Annotated in this window: 23 protein-coding genes; 5 read left to right on the top strand and 18 right to left on the bottom strand. The window is 67.1% G+C overall.

The window, feature by feature from the left end:
• From Q0071_RS19685 to ccmA, 16 genes are all read right to left on the bottom strand, one after another.
• The coding region (locus Q0071_RS19685) for a Mur ligase domain-containing protein (RefSeq protein WP_298173782.1) at positions 1–695 on the bottom strand (695 nt) is incomplete at its 3' end.
• Positions 692–1,873, bottom strand: coding sequence for an undecaprenyldiphospho-muramoylpentapeptide beta-N-acetylglucosaminyltransferase (gene murG / locus Q0071_RS19690; protein WP_298173857.1), 1,182 nt, complete (start codon positions 1,871–1,873; stop codon positions 692–694). The genes Q0071_RS19685 and murG, both read right to left, overlap by 4 nt.
• 8 nt (positions 1,874–1,881) lie before the next feature.
• Entirely contained in the window at positions 1,882–3,114 is a 1,233-nt protein-coding gene (locus Q0071_RS19695; RefSeq protein WP_298173785.1) for a putative peptidoglycan glycosyltransferase FtsW, read from the bottom strand.
• The gene (gene murD, locus Q0071_RS19700) at positions 3,111–4,421 is read right to left on the bottom strand and encodes a UDP-N-acetylmuramoyl-L-alanine--D-glutamate ligase (protein WP_298173859.1); all 1,311 of its coding nucleotides are present in this window, start codon (positions 4,419–4,421) and stop codon (positions 3,111–3,113) included. The genes Q0071_RS19695 and murD overlap by 4 nt, the downstream gene beginning before the upstream one ends.
• A 19-nt stretch (positions 4,422–4,440) precedes the next feature.
• Entirely contained in the window at positions 4,441–5,505 is a 1,065-nt protein-coding gene (mraY, locus tag Q0071_RS19705; protein WP_298173788.1) for a phospho-N-acetylmuramoyl-pentapeptide-transferase, read from the bottom strand.
• Entirely contained in the window at positions 5,506–7,026 is a 1,521-nt protein-coding gene (gene murF / locus Q0071_RS19710) for a UDP-N-acetylmuramoyl-tripeptide--D-alanyl-D-alanine ligase (RefSeq protein ID WP_298173791.1), read from the bottom strand.
• The gene (locus Q0071_RS19715) at positions 7,023–8,492 is read right to left on the bottom strand and encodes a UDP-N-acetylmuramoyl-L-alanyl-D-glutamate--2,6-diaminopimelate ligase (RefSeq protein WP_298173795.1); all 1,470 of its coding nucleotides are present in this window, start codon (positions 8,490–8,492) and stop codon (positions 7,023–7,025) included. The genes murF and Q0071_RS19715 overlap by 4 nt, the downstream gene beginning before the upstream one ends.
• The gene (locus tag Q0071_RS19720; RefSeq protein ID WP_298173798.1) at positions 8,489–10,234 is read right to left on the bottom strand and encodes a penicillin-binding protein 2; all 1,746 of its coding nucleotides are present in this window, start codon (positions 10,232–10,234) and stop codon (positions 8,489–8,491) included. Before Q0071_RS19720 ends, Q0071_RS19715 begins: the two co-directional genes overlap by 4 nt.
• Positions 10,231–11,013, bottom strand: coding sequence for a hypothetical protein (locus Q0071_RS19725; RefSeq protein ID WP_298173861.1), 783 nt, complete (start codon positions 11,011–11,013; stop codon positions 10,231–10,233). The genes Q0071_RS19720 and Q0071_RS19725 overlap by 4 nt, the downstream gene beginning before the upstream one ends.
• Positions 11,013–11,960, bottom strand: coding sequence for a 16S rRNA (cytosine(1402)-N(4))-methyltransferase RsmH (gene rsmH / locus Q0071_RS19730; RefSeq protein WP_298173802.1), 948 nt, complete (start codon positions 11,958–11,960; stop codon positions 11,013–11,015). The genes Q0071_RS19725 and rsmH overlap by 1 nt, the downstream gene beginning before the upstream one ends.
• Complete coding sequence (locus tag Q0071_RS19735; RefSeq protein ID WP_298173805.1) at positions 11,957–12,457, bottom strand: division/cell wall cluster transcriptional repressor MraZ; 501 nt, start codon at positions 12,455–12,457, stop codon at positions 11,957–11,959. The genes rsmH and Q0071_RS19735 overlap by 4 nt, the downstream gene beginning before the upstream one ends.
• A 342-nt stretch (positions 12,458–12,799) precedes the next feature.
• A complete protein-coding gene (locus Q0071_RS19740; RefSeq protein ID WP_298173808.1) occupies positions 12,800–13,318 on the bottom strand; it encodes a hypothetical protein in 519 nt (172 codons plus the stop codon).
• 176 nt (positions 13,319–13,494) lie between these two features.
• A complete protein-coding gene (locus Q0071_RS19745; RefSeq protein ID WP_298173811.1) occupies positions 13,495–13,878 on the bottom strand; it encodes a hypothetical protein in 384 nt (127 codons plus the stop codon).
• A 38-nt stretch (positions 13,879–13,916) separates the two neighbouring features.
• Positions 13,917–14,924 carry a cysteine synthase A gene (locus tag Q0071_RS19750; RefSeq protein WP_298173814.1) on the bottom strand — a complete coding sequence of 336 codons (1,008 nt, stop codon included), beginning with the start codon at positions 14,922–14,924 and terminating at the stop codon, positions 13,917–13,919.
• Between the two features lie 264 nt (positions 14,925–15,188).
• Positions 15,189–15,848: a heme exporter protein CcmB gene (ccmB, locus tag Q0071_RS19755; RefSeq protein ID WP_298173817.1), complete on the bottom strand. Its 660-nt coding sequence runs from the start codon at positions 15,846–15,848 to the stop codon at positions 15,189–15,191.
• A complete protein-coding gene (gene ccmA / locus Q0071_RS19760) occupies positions 15,845–16,420 on the bottom strand; it encodes a heme ABC exporter ATP-binding protein CcmA (RefSeq protein ID WP_298173820.1) in 576 nt (191 codons plus the stop codon). The genes ccmB and ccmA overlap by 4 nt, the downstream gene beginning before the upstream one ends.
• A 63-nt stretch (positions 16,421–16,483) precedes the next feature.
• Here ccmA and Q0071_RS19765 point away from each other — a divergent pair, with 63 nt between their 5' ends.
• Both Q0071_RS19765 and Q0071_RS19770 read left to right on the top strand, forming a co-directional pair.
• A complete protein-coding gene (locus Q0071_RS19765) occupies positions 16,484–16,777 on the top strand; it encodes a 4a-hydroxytetrahydrobiopterin dehydratase (RefSeq protein WP_298173823.1) in 294 nt (97 codons plus the stop codon).
• A 104-nt stretch (positions 16,778–16,881) separates the two neighbouring features.
• Complete coding sequence (locus tag Q0071_RS19770; RefSeq protein WP_298173826.1) at positions 16,882–17,658, top strand: hypothetical protein; 777 nt, start codon at positions 16,882–16,884, stop codon at positions 17,656–17,658.
• On the opposite strand, the gene Q0071_RS19775 is transcribed toward Q0071_RS19770, so the two are convergent.
• Positions 17,659–18,462, bottom strand: a complete 804-nt coding sequence (locus Q0071_RS19775; RefSeq protein WP_298173830.1) for an SDR family oxidoreductase — start codon at positions 18,460–18,462, stop codon at positions 17,659–17,661.
• Positions 18,463–18,494: 32 nt separating this feature from the next.
• Positions 18,495–19,112 carry a DNA-3-methyladenine glycosylase 2 family protein gene (locus tag Q0071_RS19780; RefSeq protein ID WP_298173833.1) on the bottom strand — a complete coding sequence of 206 codons (618 nt, stop codon included), beginning with the start codon at positions 19,110–19,112 and terminating at the stop codon, positions 18,495–18,497.
• A gap of 138 nt (positions 19,113–19,250) precedes the next feature.
• On the opposite strand from Q0071_RS19780, the gene Q0071_RS19785 reads away from it, so the two are divergent.
• The 3 genes from Q0071_RS19785 to Q0071_RS19795 all read left to right on the top strand — a co-directional run bounded on the left by Q0071_RS19785 (position 19,251) and on the right by Q0071_RS19795 (position 23,623).
• On the top strand, positions 19,251–19,568 hold the full coding sequence (locus Q0071_RS19785; RefSeq protein ID WP_298173835.1) for a 2Fe-2S iron-sulfur cluster-binding protein: 318 nt from the start codon (positions 19,251–19,253) through the stop codon (positions 19,566–19,568).
• A gap of 381 nt (positions 19,569–19,949) precedes the next feature.
• Positions 19,950–22,265, top strand: coding sequence for a TonB-dependent receptor (locus Q0071_RS19790; RefSeq protein ID WP_298173837.1), 2,316 nt, complete (start codon positions 19,950–19,952; stop codon positions 22,263–22,265).
• Positions 22,265–23,623: an alkaline phosphatase family protein gene (locus Q0071_RS19795; protein ID WP_298173839.1), complete on the top strand. Its 1,359-nt coding sequence runs from the start codon at positions 22,265–22,267 to the stop codon at positions 23,621–23,623. Before Q0071_RS19790 ends, Q0071_RS19795 begins: the two co-directional genes overlap by 1 nt.
• Position 23,624: the final 1 nt, after the last annotated feature.

Below are 23,624 nucleotides of genomic sequence, written 5' to 3' on the forward strand. Positions count from 1 at the left end.
CGCACCTTGGGGATGATCGCCTGCACTTCGGGATGATCGATGCACAGGATCGCCGCGCCGTAGAACGGCACGTTCTCGATGAACTCGACGAAGCTGTCCTTGACCTTCTCGAACGAGCCGTAGTGATCGAGGTGCTCGGGATCGATGTTGGTGACGACCGCAAGCGTGCCATCGAGCCGCAGGAAGGAGCCGTCGCTCTCGTCTGCCTCGACCACCATCCACTCGCTGTCACCCAGCCGGGCGTTGGAGCCGTAGGAATTGATGATGCCGCCGTTGATCACGGTGGGATCGACCCCGCCGGCATCGAGCAGGCAGGCCACCATCGAGGTCGTGGTCGTCTTGCCATGCGTACCCGCCACGGCGACGGTGTTCTTGAGGCGCATCAGCTCGGCGAGCATTTCCGCGCGGCGGACGACGGGGATGCGGCCTTCCAGCGCGGCGACGACTTCAGGGTTGTCGCGCTTCACGGCGGTGGAGGTGACGACAACGGCCGCGCCCGCGACGTTCTCGGCGCGCTGGCCGATCATCACCGGAATGCCGCGCGTGCGCAGGCCATCGACGACATAGCTTTCGGCCATGTCGGAGCCCTGAACGCTATAGCCCATGTTGTGCATGACCTCGGCAATGCCGGACATGCCGATGCCGCCGATGCCGACGAAATGGATCGTGCCGATCTCGGTGCCGACGCCCTTCATTCAGCGCTCTCCTTTGCCAGCGCCTGCTGGGTGCTGGCGGTCTGCACGGAGCCTTCCATGCGGATCACATCCATTAGCGGCACGCCGCCGAAGCCCTCGACGAGGTCGGCAAGGTCCTTGACGGCATTGGGCAGGCCGCAGTTCCACGCAGCATGGGCGGCATTGGCGAGCGATGTGGGATTGAGCGCCATCGTCTGGATCTGCTTGGCTAGTTCCTTGGGGGTGAAGCCCGATTGGCGGATCGCCCGTGCGCCGCCCGCCTTCACCATCTCGCGCGCGTTGACTGCCTGATGGTCGTCGGTCGCGATGGGCAGCGGCACGAGGATCGCGGGGCGGCCGACCGCCGTCAGCTCCGCAATCGTCGATGCGCCCGAGCGGCCGATGAACAAGTGCGTTTCGGCAAGACGGCTCGCCATGTCCTCGAAATAGGTGCCGAGTTCGGCGGGAATCTGGTGCCCGGCATAGCGCGCGCGGACGGCTTCGAGGTCTTCCGGGCGGCACTGCTGGGTCACCTGCAGGCGGTGGCGCAGTGCGGGCGGGAGCATGGCAAGGCCATCGGGGACGACTTCGGAGAGGATCGACGCGCCCTGGCTGCCGCCGGTGACAAGCACGCGGAACAGGCTGTCCTCGCTGAACGCCGGGAATGCCTCGCCGCGCAGCGCCAGCACTTCCGCGCGCACCGGATTGCCGACGCGGTGGACCTTGCCCCAGAGCCCCGGATCGAGCCGCTCGACTTCCATGTAGGCCGTGGCGATGGCATCCACGCGCTTTGCCAGCAGGCGGTTGACCCGGCCGAGCACCGCGTTCTGTTCGTGGATCACCGTGGGGATGCGCGCCGAGCGCGCGGCGAGCAGCGCGGGCAGCGCTGGATAGCCGCCGAAGCCGACCACGCAGGACGGCTGAAAGCTTTCGAACAGGCGCAGCGCCATCGCGCGCCCGCGCCAGATCGCCGCGAGGCCCTTGGCGAGCGCGATGGGGTTCTTGCCGAGACGGCCCGCGGGCAGGACATGCGCGGGAAGGAACGCAGGCTTGCCGGGGATCTTCGCGCCGCGCTCGTCCGTCACCAGCGCGACATGATGCCCGCGCCGCTCCAGCTCGGTCGCCAGTGCAAAGGCGGGCAGCAAATGCCCGCCTGTGCCGCCCGCCGCGAGGACGAAATGGCGCGAGACGCCGGGGATATGATTCGTCATGTGCGCGCGAGCTCCCTCAGGTCCGTCATCTCGCGCGAGAGATAGGGATTGCGCCGCGTGATGGCGAGGAGGAACCCGACGCCGAGCAGCAGCGCGATCGTGGAGGAGCCGCCATAGCTGATGAGCGGGAGCGTCATGCCCTTGGAGGGGAAAAGCTGAAGGTTGACGAGAATATTGATGAAGGCCTGCCCCGCCAGCTGCGCGGTAAGGCCCGCTGCGGCGAGGACGGTGAACAGGTCTTCCTCGTCCGCCAGGCGCATCATCACGCGGATCACGATGGCACAATAGAGCACCACGATGAGCGCGCAGGCGATCAGGCCGAATTCCTCTCCGATCACCGAGAAGATATAATCGGTATGCGCCTCGGGCAGCGCCATCTTGCGGCTGCCCAGCCACAGGCCACTGCCGCTCCACCCGCCGCTGACCAGCGTGCGCATGGCGAGGTCCACCTGATCGAACTCGCTGCCGCCCGAAAGGAACGCATCGATGCGGTGTGTGGCGTTGGGGTAGAAGAAGTAGGCCAGCACTACCGCGGCCACAGCCCCGCCCACGCTCCAGCCAATCTTGGCGAGATCGAGACCGGAGAGCAGCACGAGGGCGAACCACACGCCGCCGAACAGCACGGTCGAGCCAAAATCGGGCTGCGCCATGAGCAACACGGCGATGAGGAGCATGAGGCCGACGGTGATCGGGATCACCGGGATGTTGGGATCGCGTACCCGCCACGAAAGGATCCACGCGACTGCAACGGCAAAGCCGGGCTTCAGAAATTCGGAGGGCTGGAGGCTGAAGCCGATCCACAGCCAGCGTTTGGCCCCCTTCACCTCGTTGCCGAGAAAGGGCACCAGCACGAGGGCGACAAGCATCGTCGCGGCCAGCAGGATGGCGAGCCGCCGCGTGGTTTCCTTGGGCAGGAGCGAGGCGACGAACATCGCAAGCAGCCCGACGCTGAGGAAGCGCAAGTGCAGCCAGAAGAAGTAGAGATCGCCGAGGCTTTTCGTCTGCGTCGAGAGCCGGTGCGCGCTCGCCGGGGACGAGGCGGCGACCGCCACCGTGCCGACCGTGACCAGCATGAGCACGAGCGCAAGCAGGACGCGGTCGATCTCGCGCCACCAGATCACCAGTTCGCTGCGGCGGGTGCGGCGATAACGATTGGTGCGCGGCGCGATCCGCACGCCGCCGCCGGGCAGCTGAGTGGCGATTTGCCGGGTAGGCTGATGGCCGTTCATGCCGCTCCCCTCTCGGCAATCAGCGCGGTGACGATCTGGCGGAAGCTGTCACCCCGCGCCTCGAAATCGCGGAACTGGTCGAAGCTCGCGCAGGCCGGGGACAGCATCACGACATCGCCGGGCTGGGCCGCATCCATCGCCTGGCGCACCGCATCGCATAGCATTTCGCTGCGCTGGACGGGCATGACCGGCTCGAGGATTTCGGCAAAGCGAGGCCCGGCCTCGCCGATCGTATAGGCCTGCACAACGTGGCTGAAATAGGGGGCGCAGGCATCCAGATCGTCGCCCTTGGGCAGGCCGCCGAGTATCCAGTGGACGCGCGGCCAGGCGCCGAGCGCTGGAGCAGTCGAGGCCGGGTTGGTCGCCTTGCTGTCGTTGATGAAGAGGACGCCGTTCGCTTCGGCGACGCGCTCCATGCGGTGCGGCAGGCCGACGAAGCTGGCGAGTGCCGCGCGCCAGACGGGTTCAGGAATGCCGAGGCGCTGGGCCATGGCCACCGCAATCGCGGCATTCTGGAGATTGTGCGGCCCCTGCAGCGAAGGCCATTCGGCCTGCCCGGTCAGCGCGGCGGGATCGACCACCGCTACGTCGCCTTCAGGGCGGTTGGCCGCGATCTCCGCCGCAATGCGCCGGGTATCTTCATCGCCGCAGCCGAACACGGCAAACTGCCCCGCCTGCTGCATCTGGAACAGCCGCGCCTTGGAGGCGCCATAGCCTTCATAGCCATCATAACGATCGAGATGATCGGGGCTGAGGTTGATGAAAGCGGCGAGATCCGCGTGGAGACTGTAGGTAAGGTCAATCTGGTAGCTCGAAAGCTCCAGCACATAGACGCCGCCTTCGGGCAGCGGCGGCTGGCCGAGAATGGGAAGCCCGATGTTGCCGCCCATCACGGTGGGAAGGCCGGCTTCCTTCACGATGTGGTGCATCAGCGAGGTGGTGGTCGATTTGCCGTTGGTGCCGGTGATCGCGACGACCTTGTGCGGCGGCAGGCTGGCGCGGGCCTGCGCGAAAAGCTCGATATCGCCGATGATCGGCACGCCCGCCGCGCGCGCGTGGGCAGCGATGGGGTGGCGATTGAGCGGCACGCCCGGGGAGACGACCATGCCATCGAACCCGGTGAGATCGATCGCGAGCGGATCGGCGATAGTCGCGCGGCCCTCGACATTTGCGCGCGCATCCTCGCGCCCGTCCCATGCCGTCACGTCGGCCCCGCTTGCCAGCAGCGTATCGACACTCGCGAGCCCCGAGCGGGCGAGCCCGAGGACTGCATAGCGTTTGCCGGCAAAGGCGGAGGAGACGATCATGGGCTGTGGCACGGCACGCTTATCGCACCTTCAGCGTGGCAAGGCCGATCAACGCGAGCACGATCGACACGATCCAGAAGCGGATGACGACGGTCGATTCCTTCCAGCCCAATTGCTCGAAATGGTGATGGATCGGCGCCATGCGGAACACGCGCTTGCCGGTGCGTTTGTAGACGAAGACTTGCACGATGACCGACACCGCCTCCATCACGAACAGCCCGCCGACGATGCCGAGCACGATCTCGTGGTGGATCGAGACCGCGATGACGCCCAGCGTGCCGCCCAGCGCCAGACTGCCGGTATCGCCCATGAACACCGCGGCTGGCGGCGCATTGAACCACAGGAACGCGAGGCCCGCGCCCATCACCGCGCCGCAGAAGATCGAAAGCTCACCCGCGCGCGGCACATGCTGGATGCCGAGGTAATGGGCATAGTCCACGCGGCCCGCGAGATAGGCGATGATCGCGAAGGTGCCCGCCGCGATGATGACAGGCATGGTGGCGAGGCCGTCAAGCCCGTCGGTCAGGTTCACCGCATTGCCCGCGCCGACGATGACGAAGGCGGCAAACAGGTAGTAGAACGGCCCCATCGGCACATAGAGATTGCTGAACACCGGCAGATAAAGGTTGGTGTCCGTCACCACCAGCGCAAGCGCGGCGCCCGCCACGACGAATTCGGCCAGCAGCCGGATCCGCGCGGAAAGCCCGGCGTGCGCGTACTTGGTGACCTTGGCGTAATCATCGAGGAAGCCGATGAGGCCGAAGCCCAGCGTCACGACAAGGCAGGCCCACACGAACTTGCTGGTGAGGTCCATCCACAGCAGCAGCGAGATCGCGAGGCTGATGACGATCATCAGCCCGCCCATCGTCGGCGTGCCGCGCTTGGCGAGGTGCGATTGCGGCCCATCGGCGCGGATCGGCTGGCCCTTGCCCTGCCGCACGCGCAGCATGTTGATGAAGCGCGGGCCGATGATCAGGCCAATCACCAGCGCCGTCATCAGCGCTGCGCCAGACCGGAACGACTGGTAGCGGATCAGATTGGCGATGCCCTCGAAATGCAGCCAATGCGCCAGAACATAGAGCATTCAGTTTTCCCCGGCCGTCTTGGCCACGCCCGTTTTGGCCTTTGCAGTCAGGGCACGCACCAGTGTGGCGAGCCCGACCGAATTCGACCCTTTCACCAGAATGGCGTCACCACCCTGCGGAGCATCCGCAGCAAGGCATTCCGCCGCTTCTGCAGCGCTTTCGGCATGGTCGAGTTCGATTCGCGCGGCAAGCGCAGGCCCGGCGCTTTTCCCCAGCGCCTTGGCAAGAGCGGCCATTTCCGGCCCGACGAGAATGATCCGCTCGACGCCTGCGGCGATCAGCGGCTCGGCGAGTTCGGCGTGGTAGCCGTCCGAAGCCTCGCCCAGTTCCTTCATCGCGCCAAGCACCGCGATGCGGCGGCGCGCGGGCACCTGGCCGAGCGAGGCAATCGTCGCGCGCATCGAGGCGGGGTTGGCGTTGTAGCTTTCGTCGATCAGCAGCGCCTTGCCCGAACCATCGCCGCCAGGTGCGGGGATGACATGGCGCGCGCCGCGCCCGGCGAGGCCTTCCATCTCGGACAGCGCGAGGCCCGCCGCACCGAGATCGCCGCCCGCTGCGGCGACCGCTGCCATCACGGCGAGCGAATTGTCGACCCAATGCGCGCCCGGCTGAGCGATGGTATAGCACAGCTTGCGCGGGCCCAGCGGGCCGGAGAACGCAGCAGTGACCAGCGTGCCGCCACCCGGCGCGGGCACCGCATCGAGCAGGCGCGCATCAGCCTGCGCGCCGCGTCCGAAGCAGACGACGTGCCCGGCATGGCGCGCGGCGGCTTCCCGCAGCAGCGCGAAGTGCGGGTTATCTGCCGGGATGATCGCGATGCCGCCCGCTTCCAGCCCTTCGAAGATTTCCGCCTTGGCGTGCGCAATGGCTTCTTCGCCCGAGAAATGACCGATATGCGCGGGCGCGATCGTGGTGACGATGGCGATATGGGGGCGCACCAGCCGGGTCAGCGCGGCAAGCTCGCCTGCATGGTTCATCCCCATCTCGAACACGCCGAAGCGGCTGCGCGCGGGCATGCGTGCCAGGCTGAGCGGCACGCCGACGTGATTGTTGTAGCTCTTGACCGAACGATGCGCGCGCCCCCTGCTGCCGCGATCCAGCGCGGCGAACAGCGCCTCTTTCACGCCCGTCTTGCCCGCAGAGCCGGTGACGCCGATCACCACGGCGTCCATGGCATCAACCCGCGCGCGGGCGGCATGGCCGAGATCGACCAGCGCCTGCGTAGTGCTTTCCACCAGCACATGCGGCCAAGGCACCGCCCGCTCGACCAGCGCCGCCGCAGCCCCGCGCGCGAAAGCGCCTTCAAGGAAGCGGTGGCCATCGCTTTCCGCGCCCTTGAGCGCGATGAAAAGGTCGCCCGGCTGCACTTCCCGGCTGTCGGTCGCGCAGCCTGAAACCTCGAACACGCCCGAGGCCGTGCCGCCGGTCGCCGCCGCGATCTCGTCCGCGCTCCACAGCGCGAGGCCGATGGCATCGCTGGCCTCGACCGGCCATTCAAGGAGGGCACTCATGGCATTCATTGGCTGCACTCCCGCGCCACTTGCACGTCATCGAAGGGAAGGACGCGTGATGCCTCGCCGCGCCCGACGATCTGGCCTTGTTCGTGACCCTTGCCGGCCACGAGGACGATGTCACCCGCCCCCGCATCGCCAATGGCGGCGGCGATGGCTTCGCGGCGGCCCGGCACTTCGCGAGCGCGTTCGTTGCAGCCGCCCATCACGGCGGCGCGGATCAGCGCGGGATCCTCGCCGCGTGGGTTGTCGTCGGTGACGATCACAGCTTCGGACCCTGCACAGGCCGCGCGGCCCATTTCGGGGCGCTTGCCCTCGTCGCGGTCACCGCCCGCGCCGAACACGGTGATGAGGCGGCCGTTCTTGCCGACATGCGGCCGCAGCGCGGCAATCGCGGCGGTGATCGCATCGGGGGTATGCGCGTAATCGACATAGACCGGCGCGCCAGCCCGCGTGATCGCCGCGCGCTCAAGCCGCCCGCGCACCGGCTGGATGCGGGAAAGCGCGGCCAGCGTGGCGGCCGGATCGCCGCCCGTCGCGATCACCAGACCCGCCGAAACCAGCGCGTTGGCGGCTTGATAGGCCCCGATCAGCGGCAGATCGAGCTTGCGCGTGGTGCCCTCGAACGCGAGTTCCAGCGTCTGGCCAAGCAGCGTGGGCGTGCGCGAGAGCAGCCGCAGCGTCTCGCCCTGTTCACCCACCGTGATCAGCTTCAGCCCGCGCGCCCTGGCCGCCGCAATCGCCTGCGCGGACCAGGCATCGTCGGCCCAGATCACCGCCGCGCCGTCTTCGGCTACGACATCCCCGAACAGGCGCATCTTGGCCGCGAAATAGACGTCCATCGTGCCGTGGTAATCGAGGTGATCCCGGCTGAGGTTGGTGAAGGCACCGGCTGCGACCCTAGGGCCTTCGTTGCGGAATTGATCAAGTCCGTGGCTCGAAGCCTCGTAGGCGACATGGCTCACCCCCTCGCGCGCAAGGCCTGCAAGATTGGCGAGGAAGGTGACGATATCGGGCGTGGTGAGCCCGGTGGAGACGCTCTCGTCCGCCGTGGTGACGCCCAGCGTGCCGATCGAGGCGGCGCGGAAACCGGCCATGCGCCAGAGCTGGCGCGTCATCTCGACAGTCGAGGTCTTGCCGTTGGTGCCGGTAACGGCGACGAGCGTTTCAGGGACCGGGGCGAAGAACGGCGCGGCAAGGCGCGCGAAAGCCCTGCGCGGCGCGGGATCGGCAATATGCACCGCACCGTCCACCTTCGCCTCGGGCCTCGCGACAACCGCAATCGCGCCGGCCTTGATGGCGTCCGCAATGAAATCCTCGCCGTTCACCCGCGTGCCGACGAACGCGCCGAACACGGTGCCGGGGGCGACCTTGCGGTGATCGATGGCGAAGCCCGTGACGTTGGCACTGGCCAGCACGGCAGTCGTCTCTGGCAGCGCGATACCCGCCGCAGCGGCAAGGGCCGCAAGGTTCATTCGCCTTCTCCGGAACCGACCAGCGGGCTGAGATCGGAAATATCGACGTCATGGTGCGCATCGGGCACCACGCCCAGCATCGGGCCGATGCGCGGCACCAGCCGGCCGACGATGGGCGCGGCGTTCCACGCGGCGGTGCGCTGGCCGCTGGTTTGCTGGGTGGCCTGGGGTTCGTCGAGCATCACGATCACCACATAGCGCGGCTTGTCCATCGGGAAAGCCGCCGCGAAGGTCGCGATCAGCGAAGTCTTGCGATAACCGCCGCTGCCCGGCTTTTCTGCCGAGCCGGTCTTGCCGCCGACGCGAAAGCCTGGCGCGTCCGCCTTGCGGCCGGTGCCATCGACCACGATCATACGCAGCAGCTGCCGCAGGCGCGCGCTGGTCGAGGCCTGGAACACGCGGCGACCGGGGGCCAGGTGCGCCGGGTCCACCTTGTAGAGCGTGGCCGGACGCCAGATCCCGCCGTTGACAAGCGCGGCATAGGCCGAGGCGAGGTGCAGCGGGGTGACCGCGATGCCGTGGCCATAGCTCACCGTCATCGTCGTCAGCCGCGCCCAATCGCCCTTGCCGCCTTCGCTCCCGCCGCGCGGCCAGAGCGGGAAGCCGCGCGCAGGCAGCTCGATCGTCGGGCGCTCGTTCATGCCGAGCTGCTCCATCGTGTGCTTCAGCGCGACCGGACCCAGCAGGTCGGCGACATGCGCCAGCACGACGTTCGACGAGTGGATCAGCGCTTCGGGCACATTGAGCGAAGTGCCGAAGTTGTGGCTGTCGTGAATCGTGAACTTGCCGATCTGGAACGGCACCGAAGGATAGCGCTTCGCAAGATCGGTCACCACGCCGGCGTCGATGGCAGAGGCGATGGTGATCGGCTTGAACGTGGAACCAAGCTCGTAGACCTGGTTCGACACGCGGTTGAACACGAGATCGTTGTAGGCAAGGTCCGAACGATTGGGGTTGAACGAGGGCAGCGAGGCCAGCGCGACGACTTCGCTACTGTCCGCATCGAGGATGACCCCGGCGGCACCCTTGGCATTGGTTTCCATCATGCCGCGGCCAAGCTCGTCTTCCAGCGCGCCCTGCGCCCGCGCGTCGATGGAAAGCGCGGTGGGCGTGCCGCGATACGCCGGATCGAGCAGGCGCGGCTCCAGCACCTGTTCCATCCCGACATGGCCCTTGCCGGCCTCGTCCACATAGCCGAGCACATGCGCAGCGAGCGAGCCCTGCGGATAGAAACGCTGCTCCTCGCGCGGGAATTCAAGCGCGGGTTCCCCCAGCGCGAAGACCCTGTTGGCGTCTTCCGGCAAGACCCGGCGGCGCAGATAGCAAGGCTTGCCCGCCTTCAGACGCGCCACGAGATCGGCGTAGTCCGCATCGGGGAAGATGCCGACGAGCGCGCGAGCGACTTCCTCGGGCGTCTTGACCAGCGGCGCGCCGCCCTCGCCCAGCGCCTTGGGATTGAACCACAAGGAATAGGACGCGAAGGCGCGCGCCAGCGCGGTGCCATTGCGATCGGTGATCTCCCCGCGCGAAGGCAACAGCGCCTCGGCCAGCGAGGCGCGCTCGGGCGTCCGTTCGAACAAGCCGAGCTGCACGATCCGCACGCAGGCTGTCAGTGTCACGAATACGAACAGCACCATGATCCACAGCGCGCGCAGCCGCGCGGTGACGAGCGCGCCCTGGCGCACGTTGGCGAGCTGGACTCGTCCGGTGGCGATTGCGGCGGAGGCGGTCAGCGCATTCACGGGGCGGGTTTGCTCCCCCCGCGTGCAGGCTTGGCGGATTTCTCAGGCTTCGAGGCCACCGCCTTGCCCGGCCGGGCTTCAGACTTGGCCGCCGCGAGCTTTGCGCCCTTGCCGGGCCGCGCCGCCTCGTCCTTCGAGGTCTTCATCGACCTCGCGAGGGCGGCCTTCTTCTCGCCGTCCTTTGCCTTGCTATCCTTGCCAGTCTTGTCGGTCTTGTCGGTTTTGCCGGTCTTGCTCTTGCCGTCGTTCTTCAGCGGCGTGACCATCGCAAGGCGCGCGCCGAGGTTTGCGGTGGCCTTGGCGCGGTCCGCGGCATCTGCGGGCTTCGCCGCAGGCTTGTCGTCATCCTCGTCTGCAGTAACGACCGGCGCGGCAATATCGGCCGCAGCAGCAAGGCCGGACATCACCGAAGGGAACGCTGCTTCGGCCGCAACGGCATCGTCCGCGCTCGCCACACGGATCGGTGCAGGGCTGCCTGGACCATCCGGCTTGGCAAAAGCGGCCAGCTGGCGCTCGTTCGAAAGGTACTGACCGGCGGTCGGCGCGACATAGCCGAACTCGACATCGTTCCACAGCTTCAGCTGCTGCTGGTTCGCGCGGGTTTCCACCTCGGTTTCGAGGTAGAGCTTCTCCTTGCGCAGCGCGACGATCTGCAGCTCTGTACGATGGACCTGGCTGCGCAGCGCATTCACACGGAACGCGAGCACCATGACCAGCGCGGCGCAGACGAGCAGCAGCGCAATCCAGCCGATCGAGCGGAAGCGGTGGGCACTGACCATCACGCGGCCATCTCCCGTGCAGGGGCGGCGGTCCGCACCGCCCAGCGCAAGGTGGCAGAGCGCGCGCGGGGGTTGCGCGCCTGCTCCTCCGCGCCGGGGCGGATGGCGGCGGAGGGCTTTTCGAACACCGGCGCTGCGCTGGGTGCGCTGACGGGGAGATGGCGCGATCCGGCCGGCAGGGCGCCCGCGCCTTCACGGAGGAACTGCTTGACGATGCGGTCTTCAAGGCTGTGGAAGCTGACGACAGCGAGGCGGCCGCCGGGCGCCAGCACGCGCTCCGCTGCGGCGAGACCCGCCTGCAGCTCATCAAGCTCACCGTTCACATGGATGCGCACGGCCTGGAAGCTGCGTGTCGCGGGGTCCTTCGGCGCGCCGGGACGGTAGCCCAGCGCCTTGCGCACGACATCGGCGAGCTGGCCGGTCGTCGTCAGCGGGCGGGCGGCGACCACGGCGCGGGCAATGCGGCGCGACTGGCGCTCCTCGCCATAGTGGTAGAGCACGTCGGCAATCGCTTCCTCGGCCGCGCCGTTGAGGAAATCCGCCGCGCTTTCGCCAGCCTGCGACATGCGCATGTCGAGCGGGCCATTGCTGGAAAAGGCGAACCCGCGCGCCGCCTGATCAAGCTGCATCGAGCTCACGCCGATATCGAAGACAATGCCCTGCACGCTCGAAACACCCGCTTCCGCCAGGCCCTCAGCGAGTTCGGAGAACCGGCGCGGATGGAGGACGAGGCGGGGCGGGCTTTCCGAAACTTCCCCCCAGGCCCGGCCCGCCGCAATCGCATCGGGGTCGCGATCAAAGGCATGGACGGTGGCGCCGGCACCGAGCAGGCGGCGGGTGTATCCGCCTGCGCCGAAGGTGGCGTCCACGACAAGGGAACCGGCTGCGGGGTTCAGCGCGGCGACAACCTCATCGAGGAGCACGGGGATATGGGGAGCAGCGCTCATTTGCGGGCTGCCTTGGCCGAGAATTCGGCCATGCGGGCGCGGCAGGCCGATTTGACCGAGTCCCACTCGGGGCCCATCGCAAACAGCACTTCGGGCGCCCAGATCATGATCTGATGCATGCCGCCGTGGAAATAGAGCTCGTCGCCGACCTGCGCCTGCTCGCCGAGGTATTCGGGCAGGACGAAGCGGCCGGAATCATCGAAGCTGATGCGGGCAAACCCGGCGATCTGGGCGGCACGCAAGTCGATATCGAAGGGTTCGCCGCGTTCGATCGCCACTCGTTCCTCGTGCGCGAGCATCTCGGCAAAGCTTTCTGCACGGGATTCGCCGAAGCCGACGAGGCAGGGGTGCTTGGCGTGCTTGTCGAGGCAGAGGGTGCGATTGCCCTTGGAGGCTTCGCGGACGGTCTGGCGGAAGTCTGCGGGGAGGACAAAGCGGTTCTTCTCGCCGCGCGGCGAAAAGCCCTGCCCCCAATACTGCGACTGTGCCCCAGCCACGTGCCGCTTCCCCCAGCGGACGAAAGCCTCCCAACCCGGCCGCGCACACCCGCGCGGCCGACTCATCCCCCGCGGATGCGTCATGGAGTCCTTCCTGATGAGGTGTTGTCTTAACGCGGGAGGGTCCGGGCGAAAAGGGGAAAATGCGGGAAATTACGTCCAAACGTTGATTCCAGTGGATGAATCTTTCCTTGGGGCAACCACGTAGCGCACCGGTGACTTGGCGGGGTTTCGGACGAAATCACGCAATTCCGCCAAATTTTATGGTTAAGACGCGCAGCCGGGGCGCGGCTCCGCTTCGTTCCCGTGCTTTCCCGTGCTCGTTTCCCGCCGATTCCCGCGTCAGCGGCCAAAGGCCCGGCGCATCAGGGCGCGCAGCGCCTCGGCGCGGGATGCGGCATCCGGGCCCTCGGCGGATTCGAGTAGCGCGGCATCGGCCACGATCAGTGCGAAACCCTTGCCGATCCGGCACGCCGCGATGAGGCCGGCCTGCTCGATCCGGCAGTCCTGCGCCGGCCCCGGAAGCAGAGTGAGTTCACCCGGGGCATTCACGGGAAACGGCGTTCCCGCGCTTTCCCGCCCCTCGCCCGCATCGCGCAGCGCAAGGCCCCAATGCGCCAGGATCGGGCCCAGCAGCACAGTATCGGCGGGGCGGCGCGGATCGCCGAGCGCGAAGCGGCTTTCCGCCGTGAGCAGCGGATCGGCAAACAGCAGAAGGTGCCCCCCGCCCCGCACCCAGGCATCAAGCGCCACGTTCTCCGCCGGCTCCAGCGGACGCGGCTGCGCAACAAAAAGGTCGGCAAGCGGCCTCGGCGCGAGGAGCGTATCGAGCGGGACAAGGCGGCGGCCTTCCTCAAGCACGGGGCGCGCCCAGTGCGGCTTTCCGGACGGAGCAAGCTGCGCCCCCATCCCGTCCGCCTCGCTCCACAGGATCGGCAGGCTGGTGAACAGGCCGAGCGCGGGCGGCGGCGAAGCGCGCGTACAACCGGCCAGCGCCAGTACGCCGGCGGCAAGGATCCAGATTGTGCGGCTGCCGCTCAGTTGCCGGGCGGGCGCGGTGCCTGGCGCGCAGGCTTGGCGCCGCCGGCCACCGGCAGTTCGGGCGCGACGCCCATGTCGACCAGCGGATCGTTGGCCGTGCTGGGGCTCGCGCTGGGGCTGGCGGCGGCGGCAGGCGTTCCCGCCGTGGTGCGCTCGACCTGCTTGGCGCGGTCCATGATCACGTTGGCGAGGCTGACGATGAGCAGCATCCCGGCAAGGCCAAACAGCCCGATTTGCAGCCGGTGTACCGCCTGCGCGCGCAGTTCGCGCGGGCCGGGATACGCGGGTTGCAGCGCGGCCAGCCGCGCGGCTTCCGCCGGGGTTTCAGCCGCTGCGTCCGGCGACGGGCGGCGATCAGGGATGAGGCCGAAGAGTGCCATCCGCCCAATCTTACTCGCTTATGCCAGCGAGGGGAAGGTCATCCAAGCCAGGGAAAGATGGGCAGGCCCTTCGCGCGCAGCCACTCCGGGTTGTAGAGCGAGGAGAGGTAGCGGAAGCCAGTGTCACACAGGATCGTCGCCACGCGCTTGCCGGGGCCGAGTTGCTTGCCCAGCGCCACTGCGCCCGCCACGTTGATCCCGCTCGAAAGGCCAAGGCACAGCCCTTCCTCGGCCAGCAGGCGGCGCACCCATTCGAGGCCTTCCTCGTCCGAGATGCGGAACTGCGTATCGATCGGCGCGCCTTCGAGGTTGGCGGTGATGCGCCCCTGCCCGATGCCTTCCGCGACCGAGGAGCCTTCGGATTTCAGTTCGCCGTGGGCATAGTAGTTGTAGAGCGCAGCGCCGTGCGGATCGGCGAGGCCGATGGTCACGTTCTCGTCGAAAGCCTTGAGCCCGAAGCCGACCCCCGCGATCGTGCCGCCGGTGCCCGCCGCGCAGATGAAGCCATCGACGCGGCCTTCCATCTGCGACCAGATTTCCGGCGCCGTGCTTTCGATATGGGCGCGGCGGTTGGCGATATTGTCGAACTGGTTGGCCCAGATCGCGCCTTCGGTTTCCTCGGCAATGCGGCGCGAGGTGTGGACGAAGTGCCCCGGATTGGAGAACGGCGCGGCGGGGACCAGCACCAGTTCTGCCCGCAGTGCGCGCAGCGTGTCCATCTTCTCGCGCGATTGGGTTTCGGGCATCACGATCACGGTCTTGTAGCCCAGCGCGTTGGCGACAAGCGCAAGGCCGATGCCGGTGTTGCCCGCCGTGCCTTCAACGATGGTGCCGCCGGGCTTCAACAGGCCCTTCGCTTCAGCATCACGCACGATCCACAGCGCGGCGCGGTCCTTCACCGAAGCGCCGGGGTTGGCGAACTCGCACTTCCCGTAGATCTCGCAGCCCGCAGCTTCACTCGGCCCCTTAAGGAGGACAAGCGGCGTTTTGCCGATCAGCGAGAGGGTATCGGCGAGGACGGCGGGTGGCGCGACGGTCTGGTTCATGCCTTGCGAGGTAATGCGCCGCCGCGCGCGCCGCAATGGATTTGCGCTTTCAGGGGGCGAAGGGCGGCTGTGGGAAGAAGGCGAAGGGGTTTCTCGCAGAGACGCAAAGGAAAAGAAGTTCGCAGAGCGGCCCATCCGCGCCGCAGGCAACCAGGCACTACTGCAGAGACGCATCTCGATGGAGAAATCGGCTGCGCCGCAGCGATAGGGCCTCTGCGCTCTTCTTTCTTCTCCGCGTCTCTGCGAGAAACCCCTTCCTTCTTGCTACTCCCGCCCCGCCCGGATCGCGCCCGCCGCGGCAAACGGCGCAATCGCCAGCGCGGCAAGGCTTGATGCGGCGAGCAGCAGCAGCCCGCCCTCCCCGCCCGGCTGGAGCGAGCCCGCACCGAAGATCAGCAGCGGCACCGTCAGCGGTATCGCCAGCAGCCCGCCCAGCGCCGCCCCCGCGCGCAGCCCGGCCGTCAGCGCCGCGATGGTCACGCCGATCGCCGCCAGCCCCGGCGTGCCGAGCAGGAGCCCCAGCTCCACCGTCCACAGCTGCGCACCGTCCAGATTGAGCAGCCCCGCCGCCAGCGGCGCCGCGAGCATGAGCGGCACGCCGAAGCTAAGCCAATGCGCAAGGATGCGCAGCGCAAGCACGCCTTCCTCGGCAATCCCGCGCAGCGCCCATTGATCAAAAAAGCCGGCCTCCAGATCGGGCTCCACCAAACGGTCCAACGGCAGGATCGCGGCCAGCAGCGCGGCGACCCAGATCACGCCCGCGCCGGTCCGCGCCAACAGCTTGGCATCGGGGCCCACTGCAAAGGGATAGAGCATGGCAACCGCGAGGAAAAACAGCAGCGGCAGCAGCGCCCCGCCCCGCCCCGGCGCGCCCATCAGCAGCAGCGTCAGATCGCGGCGGAAGATCGTCCATAGCGCCCTCATGGCAGATGCTCCAGCAGCGAAAGCGTGCGCAGTTTCTGCAATTGCAGCGGCTGGTGCGAGGCGATCACCGCAATGCCGCCGAGCGCGCGGTGCGCCTCGATCGCGGCCTGCGCGCTGGCGCCCCAATGCGTGTCGAGCCCGTTCAGCGGCTCGTCGAGCAGCCAGATCCGCGCACCGCTCGCGGCCAGCCGCGCCAGCGCGGCGCGCTTGCGCTGGCCGGTGGAAAGATAGCGCACCGGCACATCGAGCAGGTCTTCAAGCCCGAAATCGGCGCGCGCCTCGCCTGCGCGATCAACTTGCCGCCAGAACGCCAGCGCCTCGCCCAGCGGCCGGTGCGGATCGAGCGCGGGCCGTTCATCCGAAAGCGCCATCGCGCCCTCGTGCTCGACATGGCCGTTGTAGGCGCGCAGCAGGCCCGCCAGAATGCGCATCAGGCTCGATTTGCCGATGCCGTTGGGGCCGGAAAGGTGCAGCGCTTCCCCCCCGGTCAGTTCGAAGCCCACGCCCCGGAACAGCAGCCGGTCACCGCGTCGGCAGGCAAGATCATAGGCAGCGAGACGGCACGGTTGCATCGGTTCACGCGATAGGGGAAAGACGCCGCACTGCCAAGAAATCCTATGGCAAGGAGAGCCATTATGGTGATTGCCGCCCTCACCGATGCCGAACGCACCGCCGCCCTCGCCGCCCTCCCGCAGTGGTCGCTGCGCGAAGACGGCCTCGCCATCACCCGCACCTTCCGCTTCGCCGATTTCGCCGAGGCTTTCGGCTTCATGACCCGCGTGGCGATCCTTGCCGAAAAGGCCGATCACCACCCGGAGTGGTTCAACGTCTACAACCGCGTCGAAATCACGCTGACCACGCACGATGCAGGCGGGCTGAGCACGCGGGACGTGGCACTGGCCAGCGCGATTGACGGGTTCGCGGGCTAGACCAGCCCAGTTGCGTGGCCCGGCTGCGTGTCCCGATTGCTGCGGCAAGCCGTTCCAGCTACGAAGAAATCCGCAGTCTGGGGCAAAGTGGAAGGACCGGGGGCATGCGCATCATTCTGGTGATCCTCAGCCTGCTTCTGGCCGCTTGCTCGCAGTCGCAGGTCAATGAAGCGCTCGCCACGCCGCAGGAGCAGTCCGTCGCTGTCCGCTTCATCGCCGCGCTGCAGTCGGGGCAGCTCGATACGGTCAAGGCCAGCATGGAGCCGCAGCTTTATGCGCAGACGCTCGGCATCGAGCGGTCGTTTCAGGCGGGCATCCCCAAGGCCACGAACACCAGGCTGGTAACCGTCGCCGTGCAGACCAACACGGTGAACGGCGCCTCGCAGACGCTGAAGGCGCTCAACTACGAATTCGGCGCGGGAACCAGCTGGGCGGTGATTCAGATCGTCATCAAGGTGGCGCCCGGCGGGCCGCAGATCGTGGGATGGCATGCCGCGCCCTCTGACCATCAGCCGACCACCGGCGGGGCCTTCACGCTCGAAGGGAAAGGCGCGCTACACTACTTCTGGCTGGCCGCGATGGCGCTCTCGACGCTCACGATCGTCACCGCGCTGATCCTCATCGGGCGCAGCACAGGCGTGCGGCGGCGCTGGCTCTGGGCCATCGGGTCCGCTCTCGGCCTTGGCCAGTTCACGCTCAACTGGACGACCGGCGTGTGGATCTTCCGGCCGTTCGGCTTCTTCCTGCTGGGCAGCGCGGCGTTCAAGGCCTCGCCGTTCGACGCGTGGATGCTGTCGTTCTCGCTGCCGGTCGTCGCGGTGATCTTCCTGCTGCGCCGCAAGGCCCTGATGGCGCAGCCTGACGACACGAGCTTCGACTGATCAGCCCCCCATCGGCCGCCCAAGGCCGCTGACCTGCTTGCGCAAGGCCCCCGGCATCCAGCGCGCGGCAAAGGCCAGCTTCTTCGCGGTCTTGCCGACCAGCGTGTGGACCTTCTGCCCATGCACCGCCGCCCACGCCGCTTCGGCGACCTCGCTCACCGGCGTGATTTCGAGCCCGGCGGAACTGACCTGCCCCCGGATATCCGCGTTCGAAGCGCGATTGGGCGCGTGATCGAGCAGCGGGGTTTCGATGAAGCTCGGCATCAGATCGCGCACGCTGATGCCATCGTCCTTCCACTCGCCATCCAGCGATTCGGTGATCGAGCGGACGCCGAACTTGGTCGCGGAATAGATCGAGCCGCCGGGCATGCCATAAATCCCCGCCGCGCTCGCGGTGTTGAGCAGGCATGAGCCGGGGGCCGCAGCCTTGAGCCACGGATAAGCCGCCTGCGCGCCGAAGATCACGCCCTTGAGATTGATATCGAGCGTGCGTTCGACTTCCTCGGCGCTGCAATCGATCAAGCGCCCGCCAAGGGGGATGCCGGCGTTGTTGAAAACGACATCGATCTTTCCGCCCGAGGCCTCGGCGCAGTCTGCCAGCGCCGCGTCCCATGCGGCGCGGTCGCGCACGTCCAGCTTGTGCTGCGAGGAAAAGCCTGCCGGGATCAGCGCGGCGGTGCCGGCCATCCCGTCCTCGTTGATATCGGCAATACCGACGAACCAGCCAGCCCGGCCAAACCGCTCGGCCACCGCGCGCCCGATGCCCGATGCGCCACCGGTGATGAAAATCGTCTTTTGCGCCACAGCGTTACACCCTCTGTCGTTGGGGCAGGAACTTAAAGCGCCGGATTGTTATAGCAATGCCACGTGAAAATGGCCGCCGCGCCGCGATGCGGGCGCCAGTCTTCGGCCATGGCGCGGGCTTCCTTCTCGCTCGGCCGTTCGGCAAGGCCGAGAAGCTTGGCCATGCCCGCTTGCACGGCCAGATCGCCCGCCGGCCAGATATCGGGCCGTCCTTCGGCAAACAGCAGGTAGATTTCCGCTGACCAGCGGCCGATGCCCTTGATCCGGGTGAGCTGCGCGATGGCTTCCTCGTCGTCCTCCGGCAACGAGTGGAGATCAAGCTCGCCCGTCACCACCAGTTCGCACAAAGACCGCGCATAGCCCTGCTTTTGGCGCGAAAGGCCGCAGGCGCGCAGCGAATCAAAGTCGGCGGCGAGCAGATCGTGCGGGGGCATGTCGTCTCCCAGCAGTGCGGAAAGCTTGGTCCAGACCGAGGCCGCAGCGGCGACACTGACCTGCTGGCCCACGATCGTGCGCAGCAGCGTAGCATAGCCGCGCGGGCGGATTCGCGGCTCGGGATGGCCGACACGCGCGATGGCCTCGGCGATCAGCGGGCTCCTTTTGCCGACATGGGCGAGGCCCTCGGCGATCTGGCTGGCGGTGAGGCCCATACCTGTCCGTTTTCCTTTTGAGGCCATGATGCAGCGCAGCACCTTGCCAAAGTGCCCCCCGCGCGATAGCAGCCCCCGGCAAATGGGGCCAGAGAGCGCGGGATTCGTGCGTCCGGCTCTCAACAGGAGATAGGGTCGATGCCGAAGCTTGTCGTGGTGAACCGCTCGGGTGAAGAATCCACTGTCGAGGCCGCTGCCGGCCTGTCGGTGATGGAAGCGATCCGCGACAACGGCTTTGACGAACTCCTCGCGCTGTGCGGCGGCTGCTGCTCTTGCGCGACCTGCCACATCTATGTGGACCCCGCCTTCGCCGACAAGTTGCCGAAGATGAGCGAAGACGAGAACGACCTGCTGGAAAGCTCCGACCACCGGGGCGAAACCTCGCGCCTCTCGTGCCAGGTGCAGCTGACCGCCGATCTCGACGGCCTCAAGGTCACGATCGCACCGGAAGACTGAGCAGGGGCGCGCTGCGGCGCGCGTGCTTTTCGGAACGCAAAACGCCCCGCCGCGGAAACGCGTGCGGGGCGTTTTGGCATGTGCGATTCGAGCCTTCGGGGGCGGGGTGTAGAGCGCTCCGGAGCTGGGTTTCAGAAGGCCCACAGGTGGCCTCTTGCTGACTGAACGCATCCTGAACCTGGCCGCCACACACCGCGATCCGCCGCGCTCTAACATCGTTTCGCCGTGGGCCATCATGAATTTCAATCCAGTGTGGACTTTGTGCCGCGTTGCAACAAAGTGACACATGGATAAGATGCAAGATTAGGAAATATAAACATAAAAGTGTCACAAATCACTCTTAGCGGCCGCAACACTACAAAGGCCATGAGGGAGTTAACTATGCGCCTCGCTACCATCCTGCTCGCCACGACGGCATTCGCCGCCGCCGCATCCCCCGCGCTCGCGGCGTCCGAACCGCAGGCCGCTCCGGCTGCCGCCGCGACCGACGGTGCCGCCCCTGCCGACACCAGCGACGGTGAAGCCATCGTCGTCTACGGCACCGGCAAGACCCGCCAGGTCCAGGAGCTTTCGGGCGCCGATCTTGCCCTCCAAGCCGCCGGCACCAGCCCGCTGCGCGCGATCGCCAAGCTGCCTTCGGTGAACTTCCAGTCGGCCGATGCTTTCGGCACGTATGAATGGTCGACCCGCATCACCCTGCGCGGCTTCAACCAGAACCAGCTGGGCTTCAACCTCGACGGCATTCCGCTCGGCGACATGTCGTACGGCAACTACAACGGCCTCCACATCAGCCGTGCGGTCACTGCGGAAAACATCGGCTCGACTGTCGTCAGCCAGGGCTCGGGCGCGATCGACACGCAGTCGACCAACAACCTCGGCGGCACGCTCAACTTCTACACGCTCGATCCGAAGAACGCGCTCGGGCTCGACGCGAGCGGCACCTACGGCTCGAACAACACCTGGCGCGGCTTCCTGCGCGGCGGCATCGGCACGGAAAACGGCGCGCGCGCCTTCGCCTCGGTCGTCTATGCCACCACCGACAAGTGGAAGGGTGACGGCCAGCAGCGCCAGCTGAACGTCAACGCCAAGGGCATCCTGCCGCTGGGCAACGTGACGCTCGACGGCTACTTCAGCTATTCCGACCGCGCCGAGCAGGACTATCAGGACCTCAGCCTCGACCAGATCAACCGCCTCGGCTACGATTGGGACAACTTCGGCCCGGGCAAGTATGCGCAGGCCGTGCAGGTGGCCGACATTGCCGCCAACCGGGGCGAGACCGGCACCACCCCGCTCAACCCGGCTGCGGGCAAGGTCTATCCCTCGTCGATCAAGACCGCGGATGATGCCTATTACGACGCTTCGGGCCTGCGCCGCGACACGCTCGCCGCCGTCGGCCTCACCGCGCCGCTCGCCTCGGTGCTGACGCTGAAGCTCAAGACCTATCTCCACAAGAATTCGGGCCAGGGCACCTGGGGCACGCCCTATGTCAACAGCCCGACCGGCGTGCCGATGGCGCTGCGCACCACCGAATACGACATCAACCGCAAGGGTGTGTTCGGCAGCCTCAACGCCGATCTCGGCATGAACAACATCACCGTGGGCGCGTGGTACGAAAACAATGATTTCAACCAGGCGCGGCGCTTCTATGCCTATGCCAGCCGCACCAATCCGGGCCGCGACCACCTGAAGTTCCAGCACGATCCGTTCGCTACGCAGTGGGACATCGATTTCAACACCAAGACGTTCCAGTACTACGTCGAGGACGAGATCAAGCTGGGTGATGCCAAGATCAGCCTCGGCTGGAAGGGCTTCAAGGTGGACAACCACGCGCGGCCGAACGTCGCGGGCGGGCGCACCCAGGGCGATCTTTCGACCAAGGACTGGTTCCAGCCGCACGCGGGCATCAGCTATCGCTTCTCGCCCGAGATCGAGGCCTTCGCCGGCTTCACGCAGGTGACGCGCGCCTTCGCCTCGGCCACCACGGCAGGGCCGTTCTCCTCGAGCCAGGCCGGGTTCGACGCGATCAAGCCCTTCCTCAAGCCCGAGCAGTCGGACACGTACGAGGCTGGTCTGCGCTACAACAGCGGCATCTTCCACGGTGTGCTTGCGGGCTATCTGGTGAACTTCCGCAACCGCCTGCTGGCGATCCCGACCTCGGTGGGCATCGTCGGCGCGGCCAACGCGCTGCAGAACGTCGGTGGCGTGCGCTCGGCGGGCATCGAGGCAAGCGGCGAGCTGCGCATGGGCCACGGCTGGTCGGTGCTGGCTTCGTACAGCTACAACGACAACACCTACCGCGACGACGTGGTGATCCGGGCCAACGGCACCGTCACCACGATCCCCACCGCCGGGAAAACCGTGACCGACAGCCCCAAGCACCTTGTCCATGGCGAAGTTTCGTACGATCAGGGGCCGCTCTATGGCCGCGTCGGGGTTGATTACATGTCGAAGCGTTACTTCACCTACACCAACGACCAGTCGGTCCCCGGCCGCGCGCTCGTCGATGCGACGCTCGGCTACCGGTTCGATCTGGGCATGCGCAAGCCGGTGGAGCTGCAGATCAACGCAACCAACCTGTTCGACAAGCGCTATGTCGCCACGATCGGTTCGAACGGCTTCGGCAACAGCGGCGACAACCAGACGCTGCTCGCCGGTGCCCCGCGTCAGGTCTTCGCGACCGTGAAGGTGGGCTTCTGATGCGCCGCGCGCTTCCTCTCGCCCTTGCGCTCATCGCCCCGGTGCTTTCTGGCGCAGCGGCAGAGGAAGCGCGCGCCGCTCCTGTCCTCCTTATCTCGATCGATGGATTGCGCCCCGGCGACGTGCTCGACGCCGAGGCTCGCGGCCTCAGGGTCGAGACCTTGCGCCGCTTCGTGACCGAGGGCGCCTATGCCACGGGCGTCGTCGGCGTGCTGCCTTCAGTTACTTATCCGAGCCATACCACGCTGATCACCGGCGTATCGCCGGCCAAGCATGGCATCGTGAACAACACCACCTACGATCCCACCCAGATCAACCAGAGCGGCTGGTTCTGGTATGCCGAGGACAACAAGGCCCGCACCCTGTGGGATGCGGCCCGTGATGCCGGCCTCACCACCGGCAACGTCCACTGGCCGGTTTCCGTCGCGGCGAAGAACGTGACGTGGAACCTCCCGCAGATCTGGCGCACCGGCCATGCCGACGATCGCAAGCTGGTCAATGCGCTGGCGACACCGGGCCTTGTCGGCGATCTGGAGGCGGCGACCGGCGCGGCCTACGCCGATGGCAAATCCGAAGACCTGCTGGGCGACCAGATCCGCACCGAATTCGGCGTGGGGATGATCGTGAAGTACCAGCCCGGATTCATGACGATGTATCTCGCCGCGCTGGACCATACCGAGCACGAGACCGGCCCGGGCTCCGCCGAATCGCACGCGGCGCTGGAGCAGATCGACGGTTTCGTCGGCGAACTCGTGGCGGCCGAAATGCAGGTCCATCCCGATGCGGTGATCGCGCTCGTCAGCGATCACGGATTTGCGCCGGTGGATACGGTGATCAACCTCTACCGCCCGTTCATCGATGCCGGGCTCGTGACGCTAGGGCCGGACGGCAAGATCGCCTCCGCCGATGCAACGCCATGGGGCTCGGGAGGCTCGTTCGCGATCCGCCTGGCGCGGCCGAACGATGCCGCGCTCAAAGCCAGGGTCAAGGCCGTGCTCGACAAGCTGGCCGCCGATCCCGCTGCCAAGTTCGAACGCGTGATCGAAGGCCCCGCCATCGCGGCCGAGGGCGCCAATCCCGACGCCAGCTTCTATGTGAACCTCAAGATCGGCGCCGTGGCCGGGCCGTTCGTGAACGGCACCCTGCCGCTGTCGTTCCCCTCCCCGGTCAAGGGCATGCACGGCTATTTCCCCGCCGCGCCCGAAATGCGCTCCACCTTCATGATCATGGGCAAGGGCATTCCCAAGGGCCGCAAGCTGGGCGAAATCGACATGCGCGCAATCGCGCCGACGCTGGCCAAGCTGATGGGCGGCACGCTGCCCGAAGCCGAAAAGCCGGCGATCAGCTTCGGGAAGTAGG

The sequence above is a fragment of the Novosphingobium sp. genome (assembly GCF_027486195.1).
Taxonomy (GTDB): domain Bacteria; phylum Pseudomonadota; class Alphaproteobacteria; order Sphingomonadales; family Sphingomonadaceae; genus Novosphingobium.